The organism is Streptomyces silvae (assembly GCF_016745505.1).
GTDB classification, from domain to species: domain Bacteria; phylum Actinomycetota; class Actinomycetes; order Streptomycetales; family Streptomycetaceae; genus Streptomyces; species Streptomyces silvae.
On the sequence record NZ_JAERUC010000163.1, the window covers coordinates 1 to 18,098 of the forward strand.

The 18,098-nt window shown below is 69.6% G+C and carries 14 protein-coding genes and 1 pseudogene; 8 read left to right on the forward strand and 7 right to left on the reverse strand.

The window, feature by feature from the left end; genetic code table 11:
* Positions 1-67 precede the first annotated feature (67 nt).
* From hflX to JKV81_RS25770, 5 genes are all read right to left on the reverse strand, one after another.
* The gene (gene hflX, locus JKV81_RS25750) at positions 68-1,588 is read right to left on the reverse strand and encodes a GTPase HflX (protein ID WP_124275032.1); all 1,521 of its coding nucleotides are present in this window, start codon (positions 1,586-1,588) and stop codon (positions 68-70) included.
* A gap of 132 nt (positions 1,589-1,720) precedes the next feature.
* Positions 1,721-3,211 carry a M1 family metallopeptidase gene (locus JKV81_RS25755; protein ID WP_202078025.1) on the reverse strand — a complete coding sequence of 497 codons (1,491 nt, stop codon included), beginning with the start codon at positions 3,209-3,211 and terminating at the stop codon, positions 1,721-1,723.
* 103 nt (positions 3,212-3,314) lie between these two features.
* Complete coding sequence (locus JKV81_RS25760) at positions 3,315-5,462, reverse strand: RelA/SpoT family protein (RefSeq protein WP_202078027.1); 2,148 nt, start codon at positions 5,460-5,462, stop codon at positions 3,315-3,317.
* Positions 5,463-5,598: 136 nt separating this feature from the next.
* Entirely contained in the window at positions 5,599-6,471 is an 873-nt protein-coding gene (gene dapF, locus JKV81_RS25765; RefSeq protein WP_129265857.1) for a diaminopimelate epimerase, read from the reverse strand.
* 85 nt (positions 6,472-6,556) lie between these two features.
* Positions 6,557-6,994 carry a hypothetical protein gene (locus tag JKV81_RS25770; RefSeq protein ID WP_202078033.1) on the reverse strand — a complete coding sequence of 146 codons (438 nt, stop codon included), beginning with the start codon at positions 6,992-6,994 and terminating at the stop codon, positions 6,557-6,559.
* A gap of 252 nt (positions 6,995-7,246) precedes the next feature.
* On the opposite strand from JKV81_RS25770, the gene JKV81_RS25775 reads away from it, so the two are divergent.
* Both JKV81_RS25775 and JKV81_RS25780 read left to right on the forward strand, forming a co-directional pair.
* Positions 7,247-7,483 (forward strand): hypothetical protein, encoded by a 237-nt coding sequence (locus tag JKV81_RS25775; RefSeq protein WP_129265855.1) that lies wholly within the window; start codon positions 7,247-7,249, stop codon positions 7,481-7,483.
* Between the two features lie 444 nt (positions 7,484-7,927).
* Positions 7,928-8,226 (forward strand): annotated as a pseudogene (locus tag JKV81_RS25780) (transposase); the annotation flags it as partial.
* Positions 8,227-8,666: 440 nt separating this feature from the next.
* Here JKV81_RS25780 and JKV81_RS25785 read toward each other — a convergent pair.
* The gene (locus JKV81_RS25785; RefSeq protein ID WP_202078029.1) at positions 8,667-10,742 is read right to left on the reverse strand and encodes a glycoside hydrolase family 36 protein; all 2,076 of its coding nucleotides are present in this window, start codon (positions 10,740-10,742) and stop codon (positions 8,667-8,669) included.
* A 417-nt stretch (positions 10,743-11,159) separates the two neighbouring features.
* Here JKV81_RS25785 and JKV81_RS25790 point away from each other — a divergent pair, with 417 nt between their 5' ends.
* The 6 genes from JKV81_RS25790 (at position 11,160) to JKV81_RS25815 (ending at position 17,514) form a co-directional block, all read left to right on the forward strand.
* Positions 11,160-11,948, forward strand: coding sequence for a GntR family transcriptional regulator (locus JKV81_RS25790; protein ID WP_164493642.1), 789 nt, complete (start codon positions 11,160-11,162; stop codon positions 11,946-11,948).
* A gap of 179 nt (positions 11,949-12,127) precedes the next feature.
* Positions 12,128-13,423: a D-tagatose-bisphosphate aldolase, class II, non-catalytic subunit gene (locus JKV81_RS25795; RefSeq protein WP_124275026.1), complete on the forward strand. Its 1,296-nt coding sequence runs from the start codon at positions 12,128-12,130 to the stop codon at positions 13,421-13,423.
* On the forward strand, positions 13,420-14,577 hold the full coding sequence (locus JKV81_RS25800) for an SIS domain-containing protein (RefSeq protein ID WP_129265853.1): 1,158 nt from the start codon (positions 13,420-13,422) through the stop codon (positions 14,575-14,577). Before JKV81_RS25795 ends, JKV81_RS25800 begins: the two co-directional genes overlap by 4 nt.
* Positions 14,578-14,627: 50 nt before the next feature.
* Positions 14,628-15,620 carry a BadF/BadG/BcrA/BcrD ATPase family protein gene (locus JKV81_RS25805; RefSeq protein WP_129265851.1) on the forward strand — a complete coding sequence of 331 codons (993 nt, stop codon included), beginning with the start codon at positions 14,628-14,630 and terminating at the stop codon, positions 15,618-15,620.
* On the forward strand, positions 15,617-16,567 hold the full coding sequence (locus tag JKV81_RS25810) for a DMT family transporter (protein ID WP_129265849.1): 951 nt from the start codon (positions 15,617-15,619) through the stop codon (positions 16,565-16,567). Before JKV81_RS25805 ends, JKV81_RS25810 begins: the two co-directional genes overlap by 4 nt.
* A gap of 95 nt (positions 16,568-16,662) precedes the next feature.
* Positions 16,663-17,514, forward strand: coding sequence for a class II fructose-bisphosphate aldolase (locus JKV81_RS25815; RefSeq protein ID WP_129265847.1), 852 nt, complete (start codon positions 16,663-16,665; stop codon positions 17,512-17,514).
* Positions 17,515-17,697: 183 nt separating this feature from the next.
* Here JKV81_RS25815 and JKV81_RS25820 read toward each other — a convergent pair.
* Positions 17,698-18,098, reverse strand: a 401-nt coding sequence (locus JKV81_RS25820) for a transposase (RefSeq protein WP_202078031.1), incomplete at its 5' end; no start/stop codon positions are given.

Sequence of the window (18,098 nt, forward strand, 5' to 3'; positions counted from 1 at the left end):
GGAGGCCGGGTTCCCCGCGCGGGGAACCCGGCCTCCTGTGTGTACCTACCGCTGTGTACCTACGGCGTCAGTGGGCCACCGGCACGAAGACCGCGAGCTCCGCGGCGAGCTCCTCGTGGACCCGTGCCTTGAGCAGGGTGCCCTCCGGGGTGTGCTCCTCGGAGATCACCTCGCCCTCGGCGTGCACCCGGGAGACGAGCGCACCCTGGATGTAGGGCACGAGCGCCTCGATCTCCACGGACGGCCGGGGCAGTTCGGCGTCGATGAGCGCGAGCAGCTCGTCGATACCGGCGCCGGTCCGCGCCGACACCGCGATCGCGTGCTTCTCCGTGCGCAGCAGGCGCTGCAGCACGAGCGGGTCGGCCGCGTCCGCCTTGTTGATCACGACGATCTCGCGTACGTCGACCGCGCCGACCTCCCGGATCACCTGGCGTACGGCGGCGAGCTGCTCCTCCGGCACCGGGTGGGAGCCATCCACCACGTGCAGGATCAGGTCGGACTCGCCGACCTCCTCCATGGTGGAGCGGAACGCCTCGACCAGGTGGTGCGGCAGGTGCCGCACGAACCCGACGGTGTCGGCCAGGGTGTAGATCCGGCCGCTCGGCGTCTCGGCCCGGCGCACGGTCGGGTCGAGGGTCGCGAACAGGGCGTTCTCCACGAGGACACCCGCGCCGGTGAGCCGGTTGAGCAGCGAGGACTTCCCCGCGTTGGTGTATCCGGCGATCGCCACCGAGGGCACCTTGTTGCGCTTGCGTTCCTGGCGCTTGATCTCCCGGCCGGTCTTCATCTCCGCGATCTCCCGGCGCATCTTCGCCATCTTCTCGCGGATCCGACGCCGGTCCGTCTCGATCTTGGTCTCACCGGGACCACGGGTGGCCATGCCGCCACCGCCGCTGGAACCGCCGCCGCCCATCTGCCGGGAGAGCGACTGACCCCAGCCGCGCAGGCGCGGGAGCATGTACTGCATCTGTGCCAGCGACACTTGCGCCTTGCCCTCACGGGACTTGGCGTGCTGGGCGAAGATGTCGAGGATCAGCGCGGTCCTGTCGACCACCTTGACCTTGACGACGTCTTCCAGGTGGATCAGCTGGCCGGGGCTGAGCTCACCGTCGCAGACGACGGTGTCGGCCCCGGATTCGAGAACGATGTCACGCAGCTCCAGCGCCTTGCCCGAGCCGATGTAGGTCGCCGGGTCGGGCTTGTCGCGCCGCTGGAACACGGCGTCGAGCACCTGCGCGCCCGCCGTCTCGGCGAGGGCCGCGAGCTCCGCGAGGGAGATCTCCGCGTCGTGGACGGTCCCCGATGTCCAGACACCGACGAGCACCACACGCTCCAGGCGCAGCTGCCGGTACTCGACCTCGGTGACGTCCTCGAGCTCGGTGGAGAGGCCCGCCACGCGGCGCAGTGCCGCGCGCTCGGAACGGTCGAGCTGCTCGCCGTCCCGCTCTCCGTCGATCTCCTGGCTCCAGGCGACGTCCTCTTCCATCAGGGCGTCGGCCCGAAGGCTCTCGGTGAGGCTCTCGGAGGTGGCTTCCGTGGCGCTCTGCGCGTCCTGCGCGTCCTGGGGAAGAGAAGAAGAGGAGGTCATTGGATCCTTACGTCGATAGAAGTCTGCTTCGTCAGTCACAACGCGTGATCCCGCCGGAAGATTCCCCTGGGGGGACCACCGGCCGGCCGCCGTGCCGACGACGTCGATAGTGGCATGTCCCCGCCCGGATCGTCACTCGGGTTTCGGTGCCCGCGCGGGCCCCTGCCCGCCCGCGGCGCTCCGGGGTGTCTCGGTGCGCCAGTCCGGGTGTCCGGGCATCGGCGGGGTCTTCGTGCCGTACAGCCAGCCGTCGAAGAACGCCGTCAGGTCCCGCCCCGCAACCCTCGACGCCAGCTCCGTGAACTGCCGGGTGGTCGCCGAACCGTCGCGGTGGACCCGCACCCAGGTCCGCTCCAGCCGGTCGAAGGCCGCTTCGCCGATCTCCTCACGCAGCGCGTACAGGATGAGCGCGCTCCCGTCGTAGACGACCGGCCTGAACAGGCTGATCTTGTGGTCGGGGGTGGGCGCGTCGGGGCGGGCGGGCGGGCCGCCCGCCGCGCGCCAGGTGTCGGAGCGGGCGTACGCCTCGCGCATCCGCCGCTCCATGGGCTTCTGGGCGTGCTCCTCGGCGTAGCGGGCCTCGTACCAGGTGGCGTGTCCCTCGTTGAGCCAGAGGTCGGACCAGGACTGCGGGGAGACGCTGTTGCCGAACCACTGGTGGGCGAGCTCGTGCACCATGACGGAGTCGACGTACCACTCCGGGTATCCGGTCCCGGTGAACAGGGAGCGTTCGAAGAGCGAGAGGGTCTGTGTCTCCAGCTCGAAGCCCGTCTCGGTGTCGGCGACCAGGAGTCCGTACGTCTCGAAGGGGTACGGACCGACCTGCTTCTCCATCCAGTCCAGCTGTGCCGGGGTCTTCTTCAGCCAGGGCTCCAGCTTCGCGCGGTCGGCGGTGGGCACCACGTCGCGTACCGGCAGTCCGCGCGGCCCGGTGCGGTGGAGGACGGCGGAACGGCCGATGGACACCTGGGCGAGCTCCGTCGCCATGGGGTGCTCGGTGCGGTAGGTCCAGGTGGTCGTGTCCCCGTCGTCCCGCTTGCCGCCGGGAAGACCTCCCGCCACGACCGTGAGGTTCTTCGGCGCGGTCACCCGGAAGGTGAAGAACGCCTTGTCGGCGGGGTGGTCGTTGCCGGGGAACACCCGGTGCGCGGCGTCGGCCTGGTTCGCCATGGCGAGACCGTCGGCGGTCGGCACCCAGCCCCCGTTGGCCTTGTCGCCCGAGGGATCGCTCGTGTGCCGGACGGTGATGCGCACGGGCATCCCGGCCGGGAGGCGGGAGGGTGTCTCGACGACCAGGTCCTCCCCCGCGGTGGCGAAGTCCGCGTGCAGACCGTTGACTTCGACCGAGCGGACGGCACCCCGCGCGAAGTCGAGGTTGATCCGCTCCAGCGGTGCGGTGGTCCGCGCGTCGATGGTGGTGACGGCGTCGAGGGGCTCGGTGTTGCGGCCCTTGTAGGTGAGCGAGATGTCGTACGAGAGGACGTCGTAGCCCGGGTTGCCGAGGTGAGGGAAGAGACGGTCCCCGATGCCGAGCGGTTGCGGCGCGGGCAGGGTGGCGGCGACGAGGGTGACCGACGCGGTGGCCAGCAGAGCGGCGCGCAGTCGGCGGGAGGTGAGCGGCATGGACTACGGCTACCAGCGCGCACCGGTCGCACAGGGGCGGCGCGCGCCGCACCACCCGAACGGGGTCGCCGGGGAGCGGCAGGGAGAGCCAGGGGGCGGGTGGTCAGCCCGTGGCGGCGGGCTGCTGGGCGCGGCTCACGTCGTACACCCCGGGCACGTCGCGCATCGCCCGCATGAGGCCCGGCAGCCCTGCCGCGTCCGGCAGCTGGAGCGTGTAGGTGTGCCGGACGCGCTGTTCGCTCGGCGGCTCGACGGTCGCCGAGACGATGGCGGCCTCAGCCGTCGCGATGGCCTCGGTGAGGTCGGCGAGGAGCCGGGGCCGTCCGAAGGACTCGGCGACGAGGGTGACCCGGTAGTCGGGGGTGTCGCTCCGGTCGTCCGGGGTGTTCCAGCGGGCCCCGACGGCCGCCCGGCCGATCGCCCGCATCCTGGCCACCGCGGGACACTCCTCGCGGTGCACGGTGACGGACCCCCCGCGCACGGTGAACCCGACGATGCCGTCCGGCGGGACGGGGGTGCAGCAGCCGGCGAGCCGGACGGGCGCGCCCGGAGTGTCGACGGCCACGGTGGGGGCCCGCCCGGCCGGCCTGCCCCTGCTGCCCGACGGCTCGTCCGCGGGCTGGACCTGGGGCCTCGGTGCGTCGGGCCGGCTCTTGTGAGGCCCTTGCGCGCCGTCCGGGTGGGCGTCGAGCCATGCCGAGATGGCGATCCTGGCGGCCGGGGTACGGGCGTGCTCCAGCCACTCCGGGGAGGGCCCCGACGAGGCGTCCTGGGCGAGCAGCAGCTGCACGGTGTCACCGTCGTTCAGCACGGTGCTCAGGGTGGCCAGCCGGCCGTTGACCCGGGCTCCGATGCAGCCGTGCGCCTCGTCGCCGTACTGCGCGTAGGCGGCGTCGACGCAGCTGGCGCCGGCGGGGAGGCCGAGCGTCCCGCCGTCGGTGCGGAAGACGGTGATCTCCCGGTCCTGCGCGAGGTCGTCGCGGAGCGTGGCCCAGAACTGGTCGGAGTCGGTGGCCGACTCCTGCCAGTCCAGGAGGCGGGAGAGCCAGCCGGGCCTGGTCGGGTCGGCGCGCTCCCCGTCCGCGGGTTCGGCCTGGTGCGCGGCGGTGGTGCCGTCCTGGGTGTACGGGTTGCCCAGGGCGACGACGCCCGCCTCGGCGACCTTGTGCATCCGGTGCGTACGGATCAGCACTTCGGCGACCGCGCCCTCGGGGCCGACGACCGCCGTGTGCAGCGACTGGTAGAGGTTGAACTTGGGGGCGGCGATGAAGTCCTTGAACTCCGAGATGACCGGGGTGAAACAGGTGTGCAGCTCACCCAGGACCGCGTAACAGTCGGCGTCCTCCCCGACCAGCACCAGCAGCCGTCCGAAGTCGGTGCCCCGCATCTCGCCGCGTTTGATCCGCACCCGGTGCACCGAGACGAAGTGGCGCGGCCTGATGAGCACTTCGGCGCTGATGCCGGCGTCCCGCAGGGTCGCTCTGACGCTGTCGGCGATGTCGGTGAGCGGGTCCTGCGCGCCGCTCCAGGAGGAGATCAGGGCCTGGGTGCGCTCGTACTCGTCGGGATGGAGGATCGCGAAGACGAGGTCCTCCAGCTCCGTCTTGAGGGCCTGCACGCCGAGGCGTTCGGCGAGCGGGATGAGCACGTCCCGGGTGACCTTGGCGATCCTGGCCTGCTTCTCGGGGCGCATGACACCGAGGGTGCGCATGTTGTGCAGCCGGTCGGCCAGCTTGATCGACATCACACGGACGTCGTTCCCGGTGGCGACGAGCATCTTGCGGAAGGTCTCGGGCTCGGCGGCGGCGCCGTAGTCGACCTTCTCCAGCTTGGTGACGCCGTCGACCAGATAGCAGACCTCGTCGCCGAACTCGTCCCGTACCTGATCGAGGGTCACCTCGGTGTCCTCGACCGTGTCGTGGAGCAGCGAGGCGGTCAGGGTCGTCGTCTCCGCGCCCAGCTCGGCGAGGATCAGGGTCACCGCGAGGGGGTGAGTGATGTACGGCTCGCCGCTCTTGCGCATCTGGCCGCGGTGGGAGGACTCGGCCAGGACGTACGCCTTGCGCAGGATGGCGAGGTCGGCGTCCGGGTAGTGCGCCCGATGGGCCTCGGCGACATGCCCGATGGCGTCGGGCAGCCGGTCACGGGAGACCGGCCCGAGCAGGGCGACACGGCCCAGCCTGCGCAGATCGATCCGTGGACGACCGCGCTTGCGAAGGGGAGCACCTGGATTGGTGGCCTCTGCGCTCATGGGGCACCTCCGGCAACGTCGACCGGCGGTGGGTGCGGATACACCCCCGGGCCGGTGCTTGATGCTATCGACCCCACCACGTGGCGCAGTCCACCTCTCGCTCAGCGTGAAACGGATCACCCATTCGAGCGAAGCTCTAACCGATCACCGTTTCGAGCCAGGAGGGGTCGATCACGCCTTCCGCGACGATCACCGCGGGCCCCGTCATGTCGATCCCGCCGTCGGGATATTCGGTGATCACCAGCGTGCCGCCGGGCAGGTCCACGGTGTACGTCGCCGGGGCGCCGGTCACCGCCGGGTCCGCGCCGTCCCTGCGTGCGGCGGCGACGGCCACCGCGCAGGCTCCGGTGCCACAGGACCGGGTCTCGCCGGAACCGCGCTCGTGGACGCGCATCGCGACGTGCCGGGGCCCGCGGTCCACGACGAACTCGATGTTGACCCCGTCGGGGTAGACGGACTGCGGGCCGAACGGCGGTACGGAGCGGAGCTCTCCGGCGTGGGCCAGGTCCTCGACGAACGCGACGGCGTGCGGATTGCCCATGTTCACGTTGCGCGCGTCCCAGCTGCGGCCGTCCACGGTGACGGTGACCCCGTCCTCGGGGAGCACGGCCCGCCCCATGGAGACCGTGACGTCGCCGCCCTTGGCGATGTGGACCCGCTTGATCCCGCCCCGGGTCGCGACGTCCAGATCGCCCTCGGCGACATGCCCGGCGCGCTGGAGGTAGCGAGCGAAGACACGCACCCCGTTGCCGCACATCTCGGCGACCGAGCCGTCGGCGTTGCGGTAGTCCATGAACCACTCGGCCTGTCCGGCCATCCCGCGCGCCTCGGGGTGCGCCGCGGACCGCACGACGTGCAGCAGTCCGTCGCCGCCGATGCCCGCCCTGCGGTCGCACAGCCGGGCGACGACGGGGACCGGCAGGTCGAGGGCGTTGTCCGGGTCCGGAACGATCACGAAGTCGTTCTCGGTGCCGTGCCCCTTGAGGAAGGTGATCCGCGAAGTGCTCACGGTCCAACTGTACGAGGCCCCACCGACAGCGCGCGGCGCCGGTCCGCGTCCTGGACCGGGGTGACGGGCCGGGTGAACGCGCCGGTCAGCGGAGCCGGGCGACGCGCCAGACGGCCAGGGCGACCAGGGACGTGCAGACGGCCGCGTACAGCGCGGCCACACGCCAGTCGGGACGCTCGTTCGATCCCCTGGCGGGCAGGGCGGGCCAGGTGTGGCCGACACGGCGGGCGGCCATCATGCCCCAGCCCGCCGCGCAGCAGCTGATCAGCAGCCCCAGCATCGCGACGACGGCACCACCGCCGCCGAACTCGAACGCGAGCGGGAAGGCGAACATCAGGGAGCCGACCGCGGCCAGCATCACGATGGGTGCGAGCTGCCAGATCCGCAGCCGGCGGGCGGGGCGCAGCTCGACCTCGACCTCGGGTGCCACGTCGTGCTCGTCCGGACCGTCAGGGCTCAGCCGTCCTGCCAGGTGCTGCGTGTCCGGTGCGTCTCTGTCTGTGTCGCGAGGGCCGGCCTCCATCGCCACGCGCCCTCCCAACTCGGACTCCACTGGTCGATCGATGCTCGATGATGGCACGGCCCCGGCTGCCGAAATGACGGGCGGAGCTTCCCGATGCCATCACGTGATCAGGCTGTTATGGCCCCGCTTGAGGGTTCATGCAGGCCAGATGCCTGCTGCTGGTCGGCGAGTCAGCAAAAGGTCAGCAATAACCCCAGGTCAGCACCCGATTACCCGGTCGCGACCGAACCCGGAGAAGGAACCGCTCCAACCATGTCGAACAAGCTTGCGCGGGGTATGGGCATCTTCTTCGAGCCCTGCCGGTGCCGCAGACCCTCCGGCTGCCCGCACCTCTGCACAATCCGCTTCCGCAACACCCGGGGCAAGGAGGCCGAGGAGTCCGGCTTCCCCACACAGGACGCCGCCATCGAGCACCTGACCGAGCTCTACGCGGCCCGCAAAACCAATCCCCGGAGCATCGCCGAACAGCAGGAATCCTCGGCGAGATGACCTTCGAGAAGTACGCGAAGGCGTGATTCGCCCGCAAGCGCGGTCTCACCGGCAGCACGAAGGCCGCGACCGAGTTCCGGATACGCACCCACGACTATCCCGAGATCGGCTCACGGGGGCTGCACACCCTCGACAGCTTCGTGGTGGAGCGCTTCATCACCGCCGTGGAACGCGGCGACGTCGGTGCCGCGACCCAGGCACAGGTATTCCTGCGGGTGAAGGGAATCCTCAAGGGCCCACACCGGCGCGGAATCATCGGCCTCGACCCGCTGCTCGACGTCAGCCCGCCCGAGTACCGCCCGGTCCTCACCGTGATCCCCACCAAGGAACAGGTCCGCCACCTGCGTGCGGCCCGCGACCGCGACGCCTTCCGCCTCGTCGTCGACCTCATGGCCGGCACGGTCCTGCGCAACGGCGAGGCCCTCGCCGTCAAGGTGAACAACGATCGTGCGGCTATGGAAGAACGCGTGGGGCAGTTCACCCCGTTCCTCCGCTTCGACACCGAGATCCGCCGCATCGTCTGCACGACCAACGCGATCGAGTCCGTCAACGCGCGGATCCGACGGGCGGTCACGGCCCGCGGTCACTTCCCCAACGAGCACGCCGCGTTGAACTGCGTCTACATGGCAATCATGTCGCTCGACCACCGGCAGGGCCAAGCCCGCTGGACCATGCGCTGGAAAACCGCCCTCAACACCTTCGACATCACCTTCGACGGGCGACGCCCCGCAGCCCGCCAGTAACCCTCAACAAGCTGAGAAAGAGCACTCGTTTGACAGACCCGGCCACAGCAGCTTCCTCGCTCCGGCCGTCCCGAGTCAGGTCAAAATTCCCAGGAAGACATCCTCGCAGCGCCCGCCTACGGAATCGCACGGCATCATTGGAAGCCAAATCCCCATCCTCGACACCCTGACATGCGAGCCCCGTTCGACGGCGGACCAAAACGTCCAGAAATCTTCAATGGCTGAGGTGGGGATCTGCACAAGAGAGGCCGTAGCCCGTGGTGTAGACGAAGTTCGTGCCCGCGAGGACGCGCTGCGGCGGGGTGTCCGGTACGAGGCGGGGCATGCGGGACCCCACGTCACAGGTGGAGAAGCGGGGGGTCCCGCAAGCCTGTGGCACGCCACTCGCATGATCGAGAGTGTTGCCCCGGCTGCCCGGCTGCCCGGCCCGTCCCGGCTGATCAGCCGATGGGCTCGGCCACAATGAGCTGGAACCGCTCGAAGGACAGGTTCACGGTGTTGTGCTGAGCAGTGGCAGTTCCGAGTGACTTGCCGGTGAACGGGTCGGTGAGGCGGTACCGCGTGCGGCCCAGACCGCGCAACTCGACCGTCCCGTCCCACTGGTCGGCGTAGAAGGCGTAGTGGAGGGTCCGCTTCTTGGCCACGACATGCGCCTCGGGCTTGTCGAAGCCGATGTCGTACAGCTCACCGCGGTACTCGCCGGTGGACAGCATGTTCTTCTCGTACAGGGACACCCACTTGCGCCAGAGGACCTCTTTCTCCGGGGTGAGGTCGGTCGCCTTGTCCGGGGCTCCGGTTCCGGGGAGGGTGAACTTGGTCGACAGGACGGCTCCGACCCCGTAAGAGGACGCGAAGTCGTCTCCGCCGTCGCTCAGTTCGACGTGGTCGCCGGCGTAGCTGCTGCCCGCGCCCATCAGCGCCTTCATCGACTTGCCCTTGCTCCGGACCTGGTAGGAGGACTCCGGGTCCGAGCTGGGGTACTGGTCGACGTAGGGCAGGTTGTGGAAAGCGAATGCGGTGCCGCAGGGGCAGAGCTCGACGAGGGCGTCGGGGTTCGCCTCGTGCGCGGCTTCGCGGATCGCCTTCCAGAACAGGGCCACGCCCTCGACGGATTCCTCGGGGCGGGCGTGGCGGTGCTTCGGGTTGTAGCAGGGCGCGACGCTGTTGAGGTGCTGGCCGTCGATCTTGAGCCCCTCGTAACCCCAGTCGTCGATGAACCTCTTCGCCTGCTCGACGAAGTAGTCCACCGTCGGCTGGTAGGCCGGACAGAGGGTGTAGGCGTCCCACCAGGTGACGTCCTGCTTGTTGCCGTCGCGGTCCAGGAGCAGCATGTCGGGCCGGTCCCGGAACAGGTTGCTGTCGGGGTCCGCCGCCAGCGGGGCCCACCACAGGCGCGGCCGCAGACCAGCGTCTCGTATCTTCTTGGTGAAGGCCCGCATGTCCGCTTCGCCGCGCGGGAACTTCGCCGTGTTGATGTCCCAGTCACCCTCGTTGGTCTGCCAGCCGTCGTCGAGCGCGGCCCAGCGCAGACCGATCTCGTGCGCCTTGGGCAGCGCTCCGGTGACCTGCTCGGTGGCGAAGCCGCGCTCATAGCCCCAGGCACACCAGATGGGCTCGAAGGCCGAGGCGGGGGCCTTGGGAGCGCGCTGGCCGATGTCGCTCATGTAGTCGCGGTACCGCTGGAGCGGCACGAAGTGGTCGCCAGGGAGGGCGGTCAGGAACGTGGTGTCGGTGCTGAGCCGACGGCCCGGCTTCAGGGTGCGGGCGGTGTCGTCCTGGATGGCGATGCTCGCTCCGGCGCCCGTCCTGCGGACCGGCATGCGCAGGACCGTCGCCACGGGCTCGACATGTCCGACGGAGAGGCCCGCGTCCCGGCGCCAGACGGTCGCCAGCGGGGTGCCGCCGCCGTAGTCGGAGGAGTCCATCCCCAACGAGTTCTCCTGGGCATAGCCGTCCTTCACCGGCATCACCCAGTCACGGCGGTCCGTGTACGTGGTACCGGAGAAGGTGTAGAAGCCGCCGGGAGCCTCCAGGAGTTCGTGGGCTCCGTTGCGCCACCCGGTCACCTTCAGCGCGGTGGAGGACTTGTTGGTGTAGGTCACCTTCATCACGATCATGCCGGTAAGACGCTCGAAGGAGGTCAGCACGACCGTCTTCTGTACGCCTTCCTTTGACGTGCCCTCGATCGTCACCCGGACGCCCGCGCCGTGGCGGGGGTGGCGGGTGTCGCGGGTCGTGTGCCCGCGGTAGGCGAACGCCTCAATGGTTTTACCGCCCACCAGCAGGGCTTCGCCGGCGTCGAAGCGGGTGAGGTCGAGGCCCTGGAGTGCCACCCTGCTGCGCAGTTGGTCGTCGAACTCCAGGGTGATGGAGGTGTCGCCGACTCCGACGAGGTCAGGATCCGAGTTCGGTGCGGCGGCCGCGGGTGAGGTGCCCAGGGCCACGGCGGGGAAGGCGGCCAGGCCGACACCCCCCAGCGCCACCTTCAGTACGCTTCGCCGGCTCTTGTCCGTCATGTCGAACTCTCTTTCGGTCGTGCGTGCCCGACTGGGGCAGCCGTCTTTTGTCCGTCGTTGGGGATCGTCAAAGTCGAGCCGCACGCTCGCGACAATGCGACTGTCCGTAAGGCTGATCGGTGCCTGGTCTGCTATCGGTTTTCGCAGTGGGTCGGCTGGGGTGGGGGACGGCGTATCGTCCGAACGGGCGCCCCGGTGTGAGGTCGCCTCCGGCGGTAACGGGCGGGCATCCTCGGTGATCTGCGACAACGCCGCCTCGGCCACCGGGGTACGGCGGAACGGAAGGTCGCTCACGGGCGGCTTCTTCATCATCGGGTGGCCTGCCTCGAGAACGTAAGTGGTATTCGAGTGGCATGTCAACGGGTGGGCCTCCTGGACGAGGGATCGCACCGCCGTTCGGATTGGTATGCTTCTGGTATGACAGATGCGAGTACCTCGATGCCCAGAGGCCTGTTCGGTGACGACGTCCTCCCGTTGTACGAGCGCACAGCCACGCAGTTGCTCGACGACCTGCGCACCGCTGCCGCCCGCCCCGGTGACCGACTGCCCTCCGAGCGGGCTCTGGTCGACCGGTACGCCGTGTCGCGCGTGACGCTGCGAGCGGCCCTCGCGCAATTGGAGTCGCGGGGCATCGTGCGGCCGTCGTCGTCGCGCGGGTGGTTCGTCGCCGAGCTCGGCCTGCCCCCCGAGGCGACGATGGCGTCCGCCTCGGCGGCCCCGCAGGTCCAGGGGTTCGCCGACTATGCGCAGGCCAACGGCTTGACGACAACCGGCAAGGTGCTCTCGTCCACCGTTCGCCCGGCCACGGTGTCCGAGGCCGAGCAGCTCCGGATCGCACCGGGCGCCGACCTCTTCGACCTCCGCCGGCTGCGCTTCCTCGACGGTCTGCTCGTCGTGCTCGAGCACAACCGGCTTCCGTTGGCGGCCTGCCCTGCCCTGGCCGAGACCGACTTCCGTACGGCCTCGCTCTATGCCACCCTGCGCGCCGCCGACCCGCCGCAGCTGCCCCGCATCGCCGACTACTCGGTCGAGGCCCGCCATCCGATGCCACATGAGATCGAGCTGTTCGAGATCGGGGAGACCATGCCGATGCTCGTCGCGACCCAGCTGACGTCGAACCAGGAATCACGCCCGATCGAACTGACCGTCCAGGTCTACCGGGGGGACCGCTACCGGTTCCGGGCCTCTATCACCAACCAGACTTGAGCGATCACCAGCCGGACTTGGACGATCACCCTGGATCTGCCTGCCGGTCAGGCGTGCAATACCAGATGCATACCAGAATAAGACTATTGACGCCCCTGTGTAAGACCAGTACTGTCCGCAATGAGCCGCAGGCCATGACGGCAATTGGCTTGGAATAAACGTTGCGTAAGGGGTTGGCAATGGAGAGCCCATTGACAGAGGTGGTCCGGCGTCAGAAGGCCGGACAGCCGCAGGGCATCACCTCAGTGTGTTCGGCTCATCCGCTGGTCATCGAGGCAGCCGTGGTGCAAGCACGGGAGACCGGCGGTCATGTACTGGTGGAGGCGACCTCGAACCAGGTCGACCAGTACGGCGGTTACACGGGCATGCGGCCCGCGGACTTCCGCGACCTCGTGTACGGCATCGCCGCCGAAAGTGGTCTGCCACTGGACCGCGTGATTCTCGGCGGCGACCACCTCGGACCGAACCGGTGGCAGGCCCTGACTCCCGACGAGGCGATGCAGCGAGCCGACGCCCTGGTCGCCGCCTACGTGGCGGCGGACTTCACCAAGATCCACCTGGACTGCAGCTTCGCCTGCGCCGGTGACCCGGTCCCGCTGACCGACGGCGTGGTCGCCGAACGCGCCGCGCGGCTGATCCGGACGGCCGAGGAGACGGCCGGCCCCGAGCGGGCCGAGCGTATCCGGTACGTGATCGGTACCGAGGTGCCCACACCCGGCGGCGCGCACGAGACGCTCGACGCGCTCGTCCCGACCACGCCCGAGGCGGCGCGCACCACTCTGGAGCAGCACCGCAAGGCGTTCGCCCAGCACGGCATCGACGAGGTCTGGCCGCGAGTCATGGCCCTCGTGGTCCAGCCGGCCGTCGAGTTCGACCATGTGCAGATCGTCGACTACCGGCGCGAGCTGACCGAGGAGCTGCGCAAGGTCCTCGACGACGAGCCAACCATGGTCTACGAGGCCCACTCGACCGACTACCAGACCGCCGAGGCGCTCACCGCGCTGGTCGAGGACCACTGGGCGGTCCTCAAGGTGGGCCCCGGGCTCACCTTCGCCCTGCGCGAGGCGCTGTTCGCCCTCGCCGCGATCGAGGACGAGCTGGTCCCGGCCGCCGAGCGGTCACGCCTTCCCGAGGTCGTCGAGGAGCGGATGCTCGCCGAGCCCGCCAAGTGGGAGGGCTACTACCCGGGCAGCGCTGCCGGGCAGCGCCTCGCACGCCGCTTCAGTTACAGCGACCGGATGCGTTACTACTGGCCCGACCCTGAGATCGAAAAGGCCCAGGCACGGCTGATGGACAACCTCTCGGCCGTGGACATCCCCTTGCCGCTACTCAGCGCCCACCTCCCACTCCAGTACGCCCGCATCCGCCACGGCGGGCTCGCCGCCCGGCCGCGCGACCTGGCCGTGGACCACGTCCGCGACGTTCTGCGCGACTACGACCGCGCCTCCCACCCCCACTTGATGGAGCACGTGTGACCACGCCCTCCGGCGCCCTGTCCCTGGACGACGGCGCCGCCCACACCGTCCGCGAGATCGTCCAGCAGTCCGCCCTGTGGCGGGAGGTCGACCGGATCGTCGCGGCCTCCCGAGAGTCGCTGGACGCCTTCGTGCGTCCGCTCGTCGCCCGCGGTGACCTGCGCGTCGTACTCACCGGTGCCGGCACCTCCGCGTTCGCTGGCCAGGTGCTCCAGCCCGCCCTGGCCCGGCGCCTGGGACGCCGCGTCGACGCGGTCGCCACCACGGACCTCGTCGCCGACCCCCGCGGCTGCTTCGCCGAGGACGTTCCCACGCTGCTGGTGTCCTTCGCGCGCTCGGGCGACAGTCCGGAGTCTGTGGCCGCCACCGCCCTGGCCGACCAGGTCCTCTCCGAGGTGCACCACCTCGTGATCACCTGCAACGAGCAGGGCCGCCTGGCCCGCGAGCACGCGGAGCTGCCGAAGTCCCACGTGCTGCTGATGCCGGCAGCGTCCAACGACCGCGGTTTCGCCATGACGTCGAGCTTCACGTGCATGACGCTCGCGGCACTGCTCGCTCTCGGCGGCAGCGCCTACGACGGGGTCGCCGAACGCCTGGCCGAGGCGGTCGAGTCGATCTGCGAGAGCGACGCCGTGGACCGCACCGTCGGCGCCCTCGTGGCCCGCGGGCCCGAGCGCATCGTCTTCCTGGGCAGCGGGCCGCTGAAGGGCCTCGCCGCGGAGTCGGCGCTGAAGGTGCTCGAACTCACCGGTGGGCGACTCATGGCCGTCTCGGAGACCTCGCTGGGATTCCGGCACGGTCCCAAGGCGGTGCTCAACGACCGTTCGGTCGTCGTGGTGTACATGTCGAACGACCCCTACACCCGCAAGTACGACCAGGACATCTCCGCGGAGCTGCGCGGAAATCTTCCCGCCGGCAGCGTCGTCACCGTCTCCGCGGGCCCCGACGCGGAAGCGGACCGCAACGACGCCTGGCCGCTGCCGGGCCTCGATGGGGTCGAGGACGTCGCCCTGGCGCTGTCCGCTGTGGTGTACGCCCAGCTCATCGCCCTGCGCTCCTCCCAGGCCCGGGGTCTGCGGGCCGACAACCCGTTCCCCTCGGGTGAGGTCAACCGCGTCGTGCAGGGCGTGACCCTGCACCCCTTGCACAACTGATCAAAGGCATCAAACGGCGTGGATCCAGGGCGCCAGACGGAGGTACAACGATGTTCCTAGGTGTCGACGGTGGCGGTACGAAAACCGCCTTCTGCCTGGTCGACCGAGGCGGACAAGTCGTGGCGCGAGCGCAGGCGGCAAGTTCGTACTACTTCTCCCACGGCATCGAGCTCGTCGAGCGTGTGCTGGGGGAAGGCGTCGACGCTGTCTGTACGGCGGCCGAGCTGACCCCAGCCGACATCGAGTACGCCTTTTTCGGCTTGCCCGGTTACGGGGAGGCGGCCCGCGATCTGCCCGTACTGAACGCGACCCCGCGAGCCGTACTCGGACACGACCGCTACGCCTGCGATAACGACATGGTCTGCGGCTGGGCCGGTTCACTGGGCGCGGTCGACGGCATCAACGTCATCAGCGGCACCGGCTCCATGACCTACGGCGAGCGGCTGGGCCGGGGCGTGCGCGTCGGTGGCTGGAGCGAGATGTTCGGCGATGAGGGATCGGCGCACTGGATCGCGGTCCGCGGCCTCAACGCCTTCTCGCGGATGGGCGACGGGCGGCTCCCCGAGGGCCCCCTGGCCGAGGTGTTCCGACGCCACCTGGATCTCGCGTCCGACCTCGACGTGATCGACGTCGTCCACAACCAGTGGCAGGGCGACCGCGGCCGGATCGCCGCGCTCAGCCGCTCGGTGACCGAGGCGGCCGGTCTGGGCGACGAGGCGGCCTCGGCGATCCTCGCCGAGGCCGGCCGGGAACTCGCCCTGCTCGTCGAAGTCACCCGCGAGCAACTGGAGTTCGGCCCGGACGAGACCGTACCGGTCTCTTACTCGGGCGGCACCTTCGGTGCGGAGGCGGTTCTGGAGGAGTTCGCCACCGGACTGAAGAGCCGTTTCACCCACTACGAACTGCAGCACCCCCTGTACGAGCCCGTCGTAGGTGCCGCCCTGTACGCGGCGAAAATCGCCGGAACCCCGCTCGACCAGCCCGCGCTCGACGCGCTGCGCATGGCCTCCGGGATCTCTGCCTCAGAAGGGAAAGACCGATGAACAGAGGCACGAAGAGCTGGATCCTGTACGCGTCGCTGCTGGTCCTGTTCTGGGGTGTGTGGGGCGCCTTCTCCAGCGAGCCGAACAACAGGTACGGCTACCCCAACGAGATGATCTACATCATCTGGGCCCTCACGATGCTCATACCCGCGTACTTCGCGATGCGCGGCAAGAAGTTCGACCGCCGGCCGATCGCCGCCGTGTACGGACTGATCGCGGGACTGACCGGCGCCGGCGGCCAACTCCTGCTGTTCCACGCGCTCGCCAACGGCCCGGCGTACCTGATCTTCCCCCTGGTGTCGCTCTCCCCGGTGATCACCGTCCTCATGGCGATGGCGCTGCTGCGGGAGCGGATCAACCGGCTCGCCCTGGTGGGTGTCGTCGCTGCGCTGGCGGCGATCGTGCTGCTCAGCATTCCCAGCGGCAAGGACGACTCGAACTCGCACGGCCCATGGCTGCTGATGGCCATCCTGATCTGTGTTGCCTGGGGCGTGCAGGCGTTCTGCATGCGCAAGGCCGCAGTGGTCGGGGTCAACGACGCGACGACCTTCGGCTGGATGACCATCAGCGGACTGCTGCTGGTTCCGGTGGCGTTCGTGATGATGGGCGATTTCCCGTCCGACGCTCCATGGCAGGCGCCGGCACTCACCGCCGTGACGCAGGTCCTCAACGCGGTCGGCGCGCTGTTTCTGGTCATGGCTTTCAGCCGGGGCAAGGCCACGGTCGTCGCCCCCATCACCAACGCGCTGGCCCCGGTGCTGACCATCGTGCTGTCCCTGGCGGTCTACCGGACGCTCCCGAACGTGTGGGGCGCCCTCGGTATCGTGCTGGCCCTCGCGGGCTCGACCCTGATGGTCTACAGCGACGAGAAGAGGGGCGAGAACTCCGTGGCCCCGGACGCGGCGGACGACGGCGGGGGCGTGCTTCCGGCCCCGCAGAAGTCCTGATCGCCCACATACCCGTGCCGGCCGAACCACGTAGCGGTACGGGCCGACACCGGCCCGTACCCACCGAACCGACATGAAAGCGAGGGGACACCTCTATGCCCCTGGTTCCCACGCGCGAACTCGTCTCGAAGGCCGCCGCCACGGGCCGGGCCGTCGCGGCGTTCAACGTGATCACGCTGGAGCACGCCGAGGCGATCACCGCCGGCGCGGCCGCCGCGGGCGCCCCGGGGGTGATCCTGCAGATCAGCGAGAACGCCGTACGGTTCCACGGCGGCCGGGTCAAGCCGATCGCGCGGGCCGCGGCCGAGGTCGGCAAGGCCTGTGACGTCGACGTCGCACTGCACATGGACCACGTGACGGACATGCGGCTGCTGCACACGGCGGCCGACGCGGGGTTCTCCTCCGCGATGTTCGACGCCGGGGCGCAGCCGTACGCCGAGAACCTCGCCGCCACCCGCGCCGCAGCCCGGTGGGCCCACGGCGCGGGCCTGTGGCTGGAGGCCGAACTCGGCTATGTGGGCGGCAAGCCCGACGCTCCCGCGAGCGCCCACGCGGCCGGGGTGCGCACCGACCCGCGGGAAGCGGCGCGTTATGTCGCGGACACCGGCGTGGACGCCCTGGCCGTCGCAGTCGGCAGCAGCCACGCGATGACCGAACGCTCCGCGACCCTGGACCACGCGCTCATCGAACGCCTGCGGGAGGCCGTGCCCGTACCTCTGGTGCTGCACGGTTCGTCGGGCGTCGGTGACGACGATCTGCGACAAGCCGTTCAGGCGGGCATCGTGAAGATCAACATCGGTACCGCTCTCAACGTCGCGTTCACGGGCGCGGTCCGCGAGACGCTGACGGAGCGCCCCGGCCTGACCGACCCCCGCCCCTACGTCGCCCAGGGTCGGGAGACGATGGCGGAGACGGTCCGGGTCCTGCTCGGTGTGGTGAGTAGCTGAGCGGGGCCGAAGCCTTCCCCGCACCTGATGTCGCCTATGAGCTGTCCGGTGGATCATGGCTGCTGCCCGGTAAGCCACAAGAGGTCAGCGCCAACCAGCGATGCGCCGTCCCTGATTGTCACATTCTGGTGCCGCCCCACAGCCCAGCAACTCGCTCTGACCTGCCTCGACTTAGACCGTGTCCTATGTGGTGAGTCGGAGGAGTCGCTTGTAGCAGCAGAGGGCTGCGGCGAGGCCGAGAAAGGCCAGGTAGTTGCGGGGGTGGCGTTCGTATCGGTGGTTGAGTCTGCGGTATCCGGTGAGCCAGGACATGGTGCGCTCGATGACCCATCTGCGGCGTCCTAAGCGTTCGCTGGACTCGACTCTCTTGCGGGCGATGCGCACGCCGATGTGCTTGCCCCAGAGCCATTTGCGCAGGTGAGGGACGTCGTATGCCTTGTCCGCGTGGAGACGCTGGGGCTTGAAGTAGTGGCCGCGGTGGGGGTCGTGTCTCGTTTGGTGACCCTCGACCATCGGCTTCAGGGCGAGGCTGTCGTGGGTGTTGGCCGCGGAGAGGCCGACGAGGAGGGGCAGTCCGTTCGCGT

What these genes read in the sequence shown, in the direction of transcription:
- JKV81_RS25755 (WP_202078025.1), bottom strand. Translation starts at nt 3,211, where the DNA reads ATGCCGCTCACCTCCCGCCGACTGCGCGCCGCTCTGCTGGCCACCGCG.
- JKV81_RS25805 (WP_129265851.1), top strand. Translation starts at nt 14,628, where the DNA reads ATGTTCCTAGGTGTCGACGGTGGCGGTACGAAAACCGCCTTCTGCCTG.
- JKV81_RS25795 (WP_124275026.1), top strand. Translation starts at nt 12,128, where the DNA reads ATGGAGAGCCCATTGACAGAGGTGGTCCGGCGTCAGAAGGCCGGACAG.
- JKV81_RS25760 (WP_202078027.1), bottom strand. Translation starts at nt 5,462, where the DNA reads ATGAGCGCAGAGGCCACCAATCCAGGTGCTCCCCTTCGCAAGCGCGGT.
- hflX (WP_124275032.1), bottom strand. Translation starts at nt 1,588, where the DNA reads ATGACCTCCTCTTCTTCTCTTCCCCAGGACGCGCAGGACGCGCAGAGC.
- JKV81_RS25790 (WP_164493642.1), top strand. Translation starts at nt 11,160, where the DNA reads ATGACAGATGCGAGTACCTCGATGCCCAGAGGCCTGTTCGGTGACGAC.
- JKV81_RS25775 (WP_129265855.1), top strand. Translation starts at nt 7,247, where the DNA reads ATGTCGAACAAGCTTGCGCGGGGTATGGGCATCTTCTTCGAGCCCTGC.
- JKV81_RS25785 (WP_202078029.1), bottom strand. Translation starts at nt 10,742, where the DNA reads ATGACGGACAAGAGCCGGCGAAGCGTACTGAAGGTGGCGCTGGGGGGT.
- JKV81_RS25815 (WP_129265847.1), top strand. Translation starts at nt 16,663, where the DNA reads ATGCCCCTGGTTCCCACGCGCGAACTCGTCTCGAAGGCCGCCGCCACG.
- JKV81_RS25810 (WP_129265849.1), top strand. Translation starts at nt 15,617, where the DNA reads ATGAACAGAGGCACGAAGAGCTGGATCCTGTACGCGTCGCTGCTGGTC.
- JKV81_RS25770 (WP_202078033.1), bottom strand. Translation starts at nt 6,994, where the DNA reads ATGGAGGCCGGCCCTCGCGACACAGACAGAGACGCACCGGACACGCAG.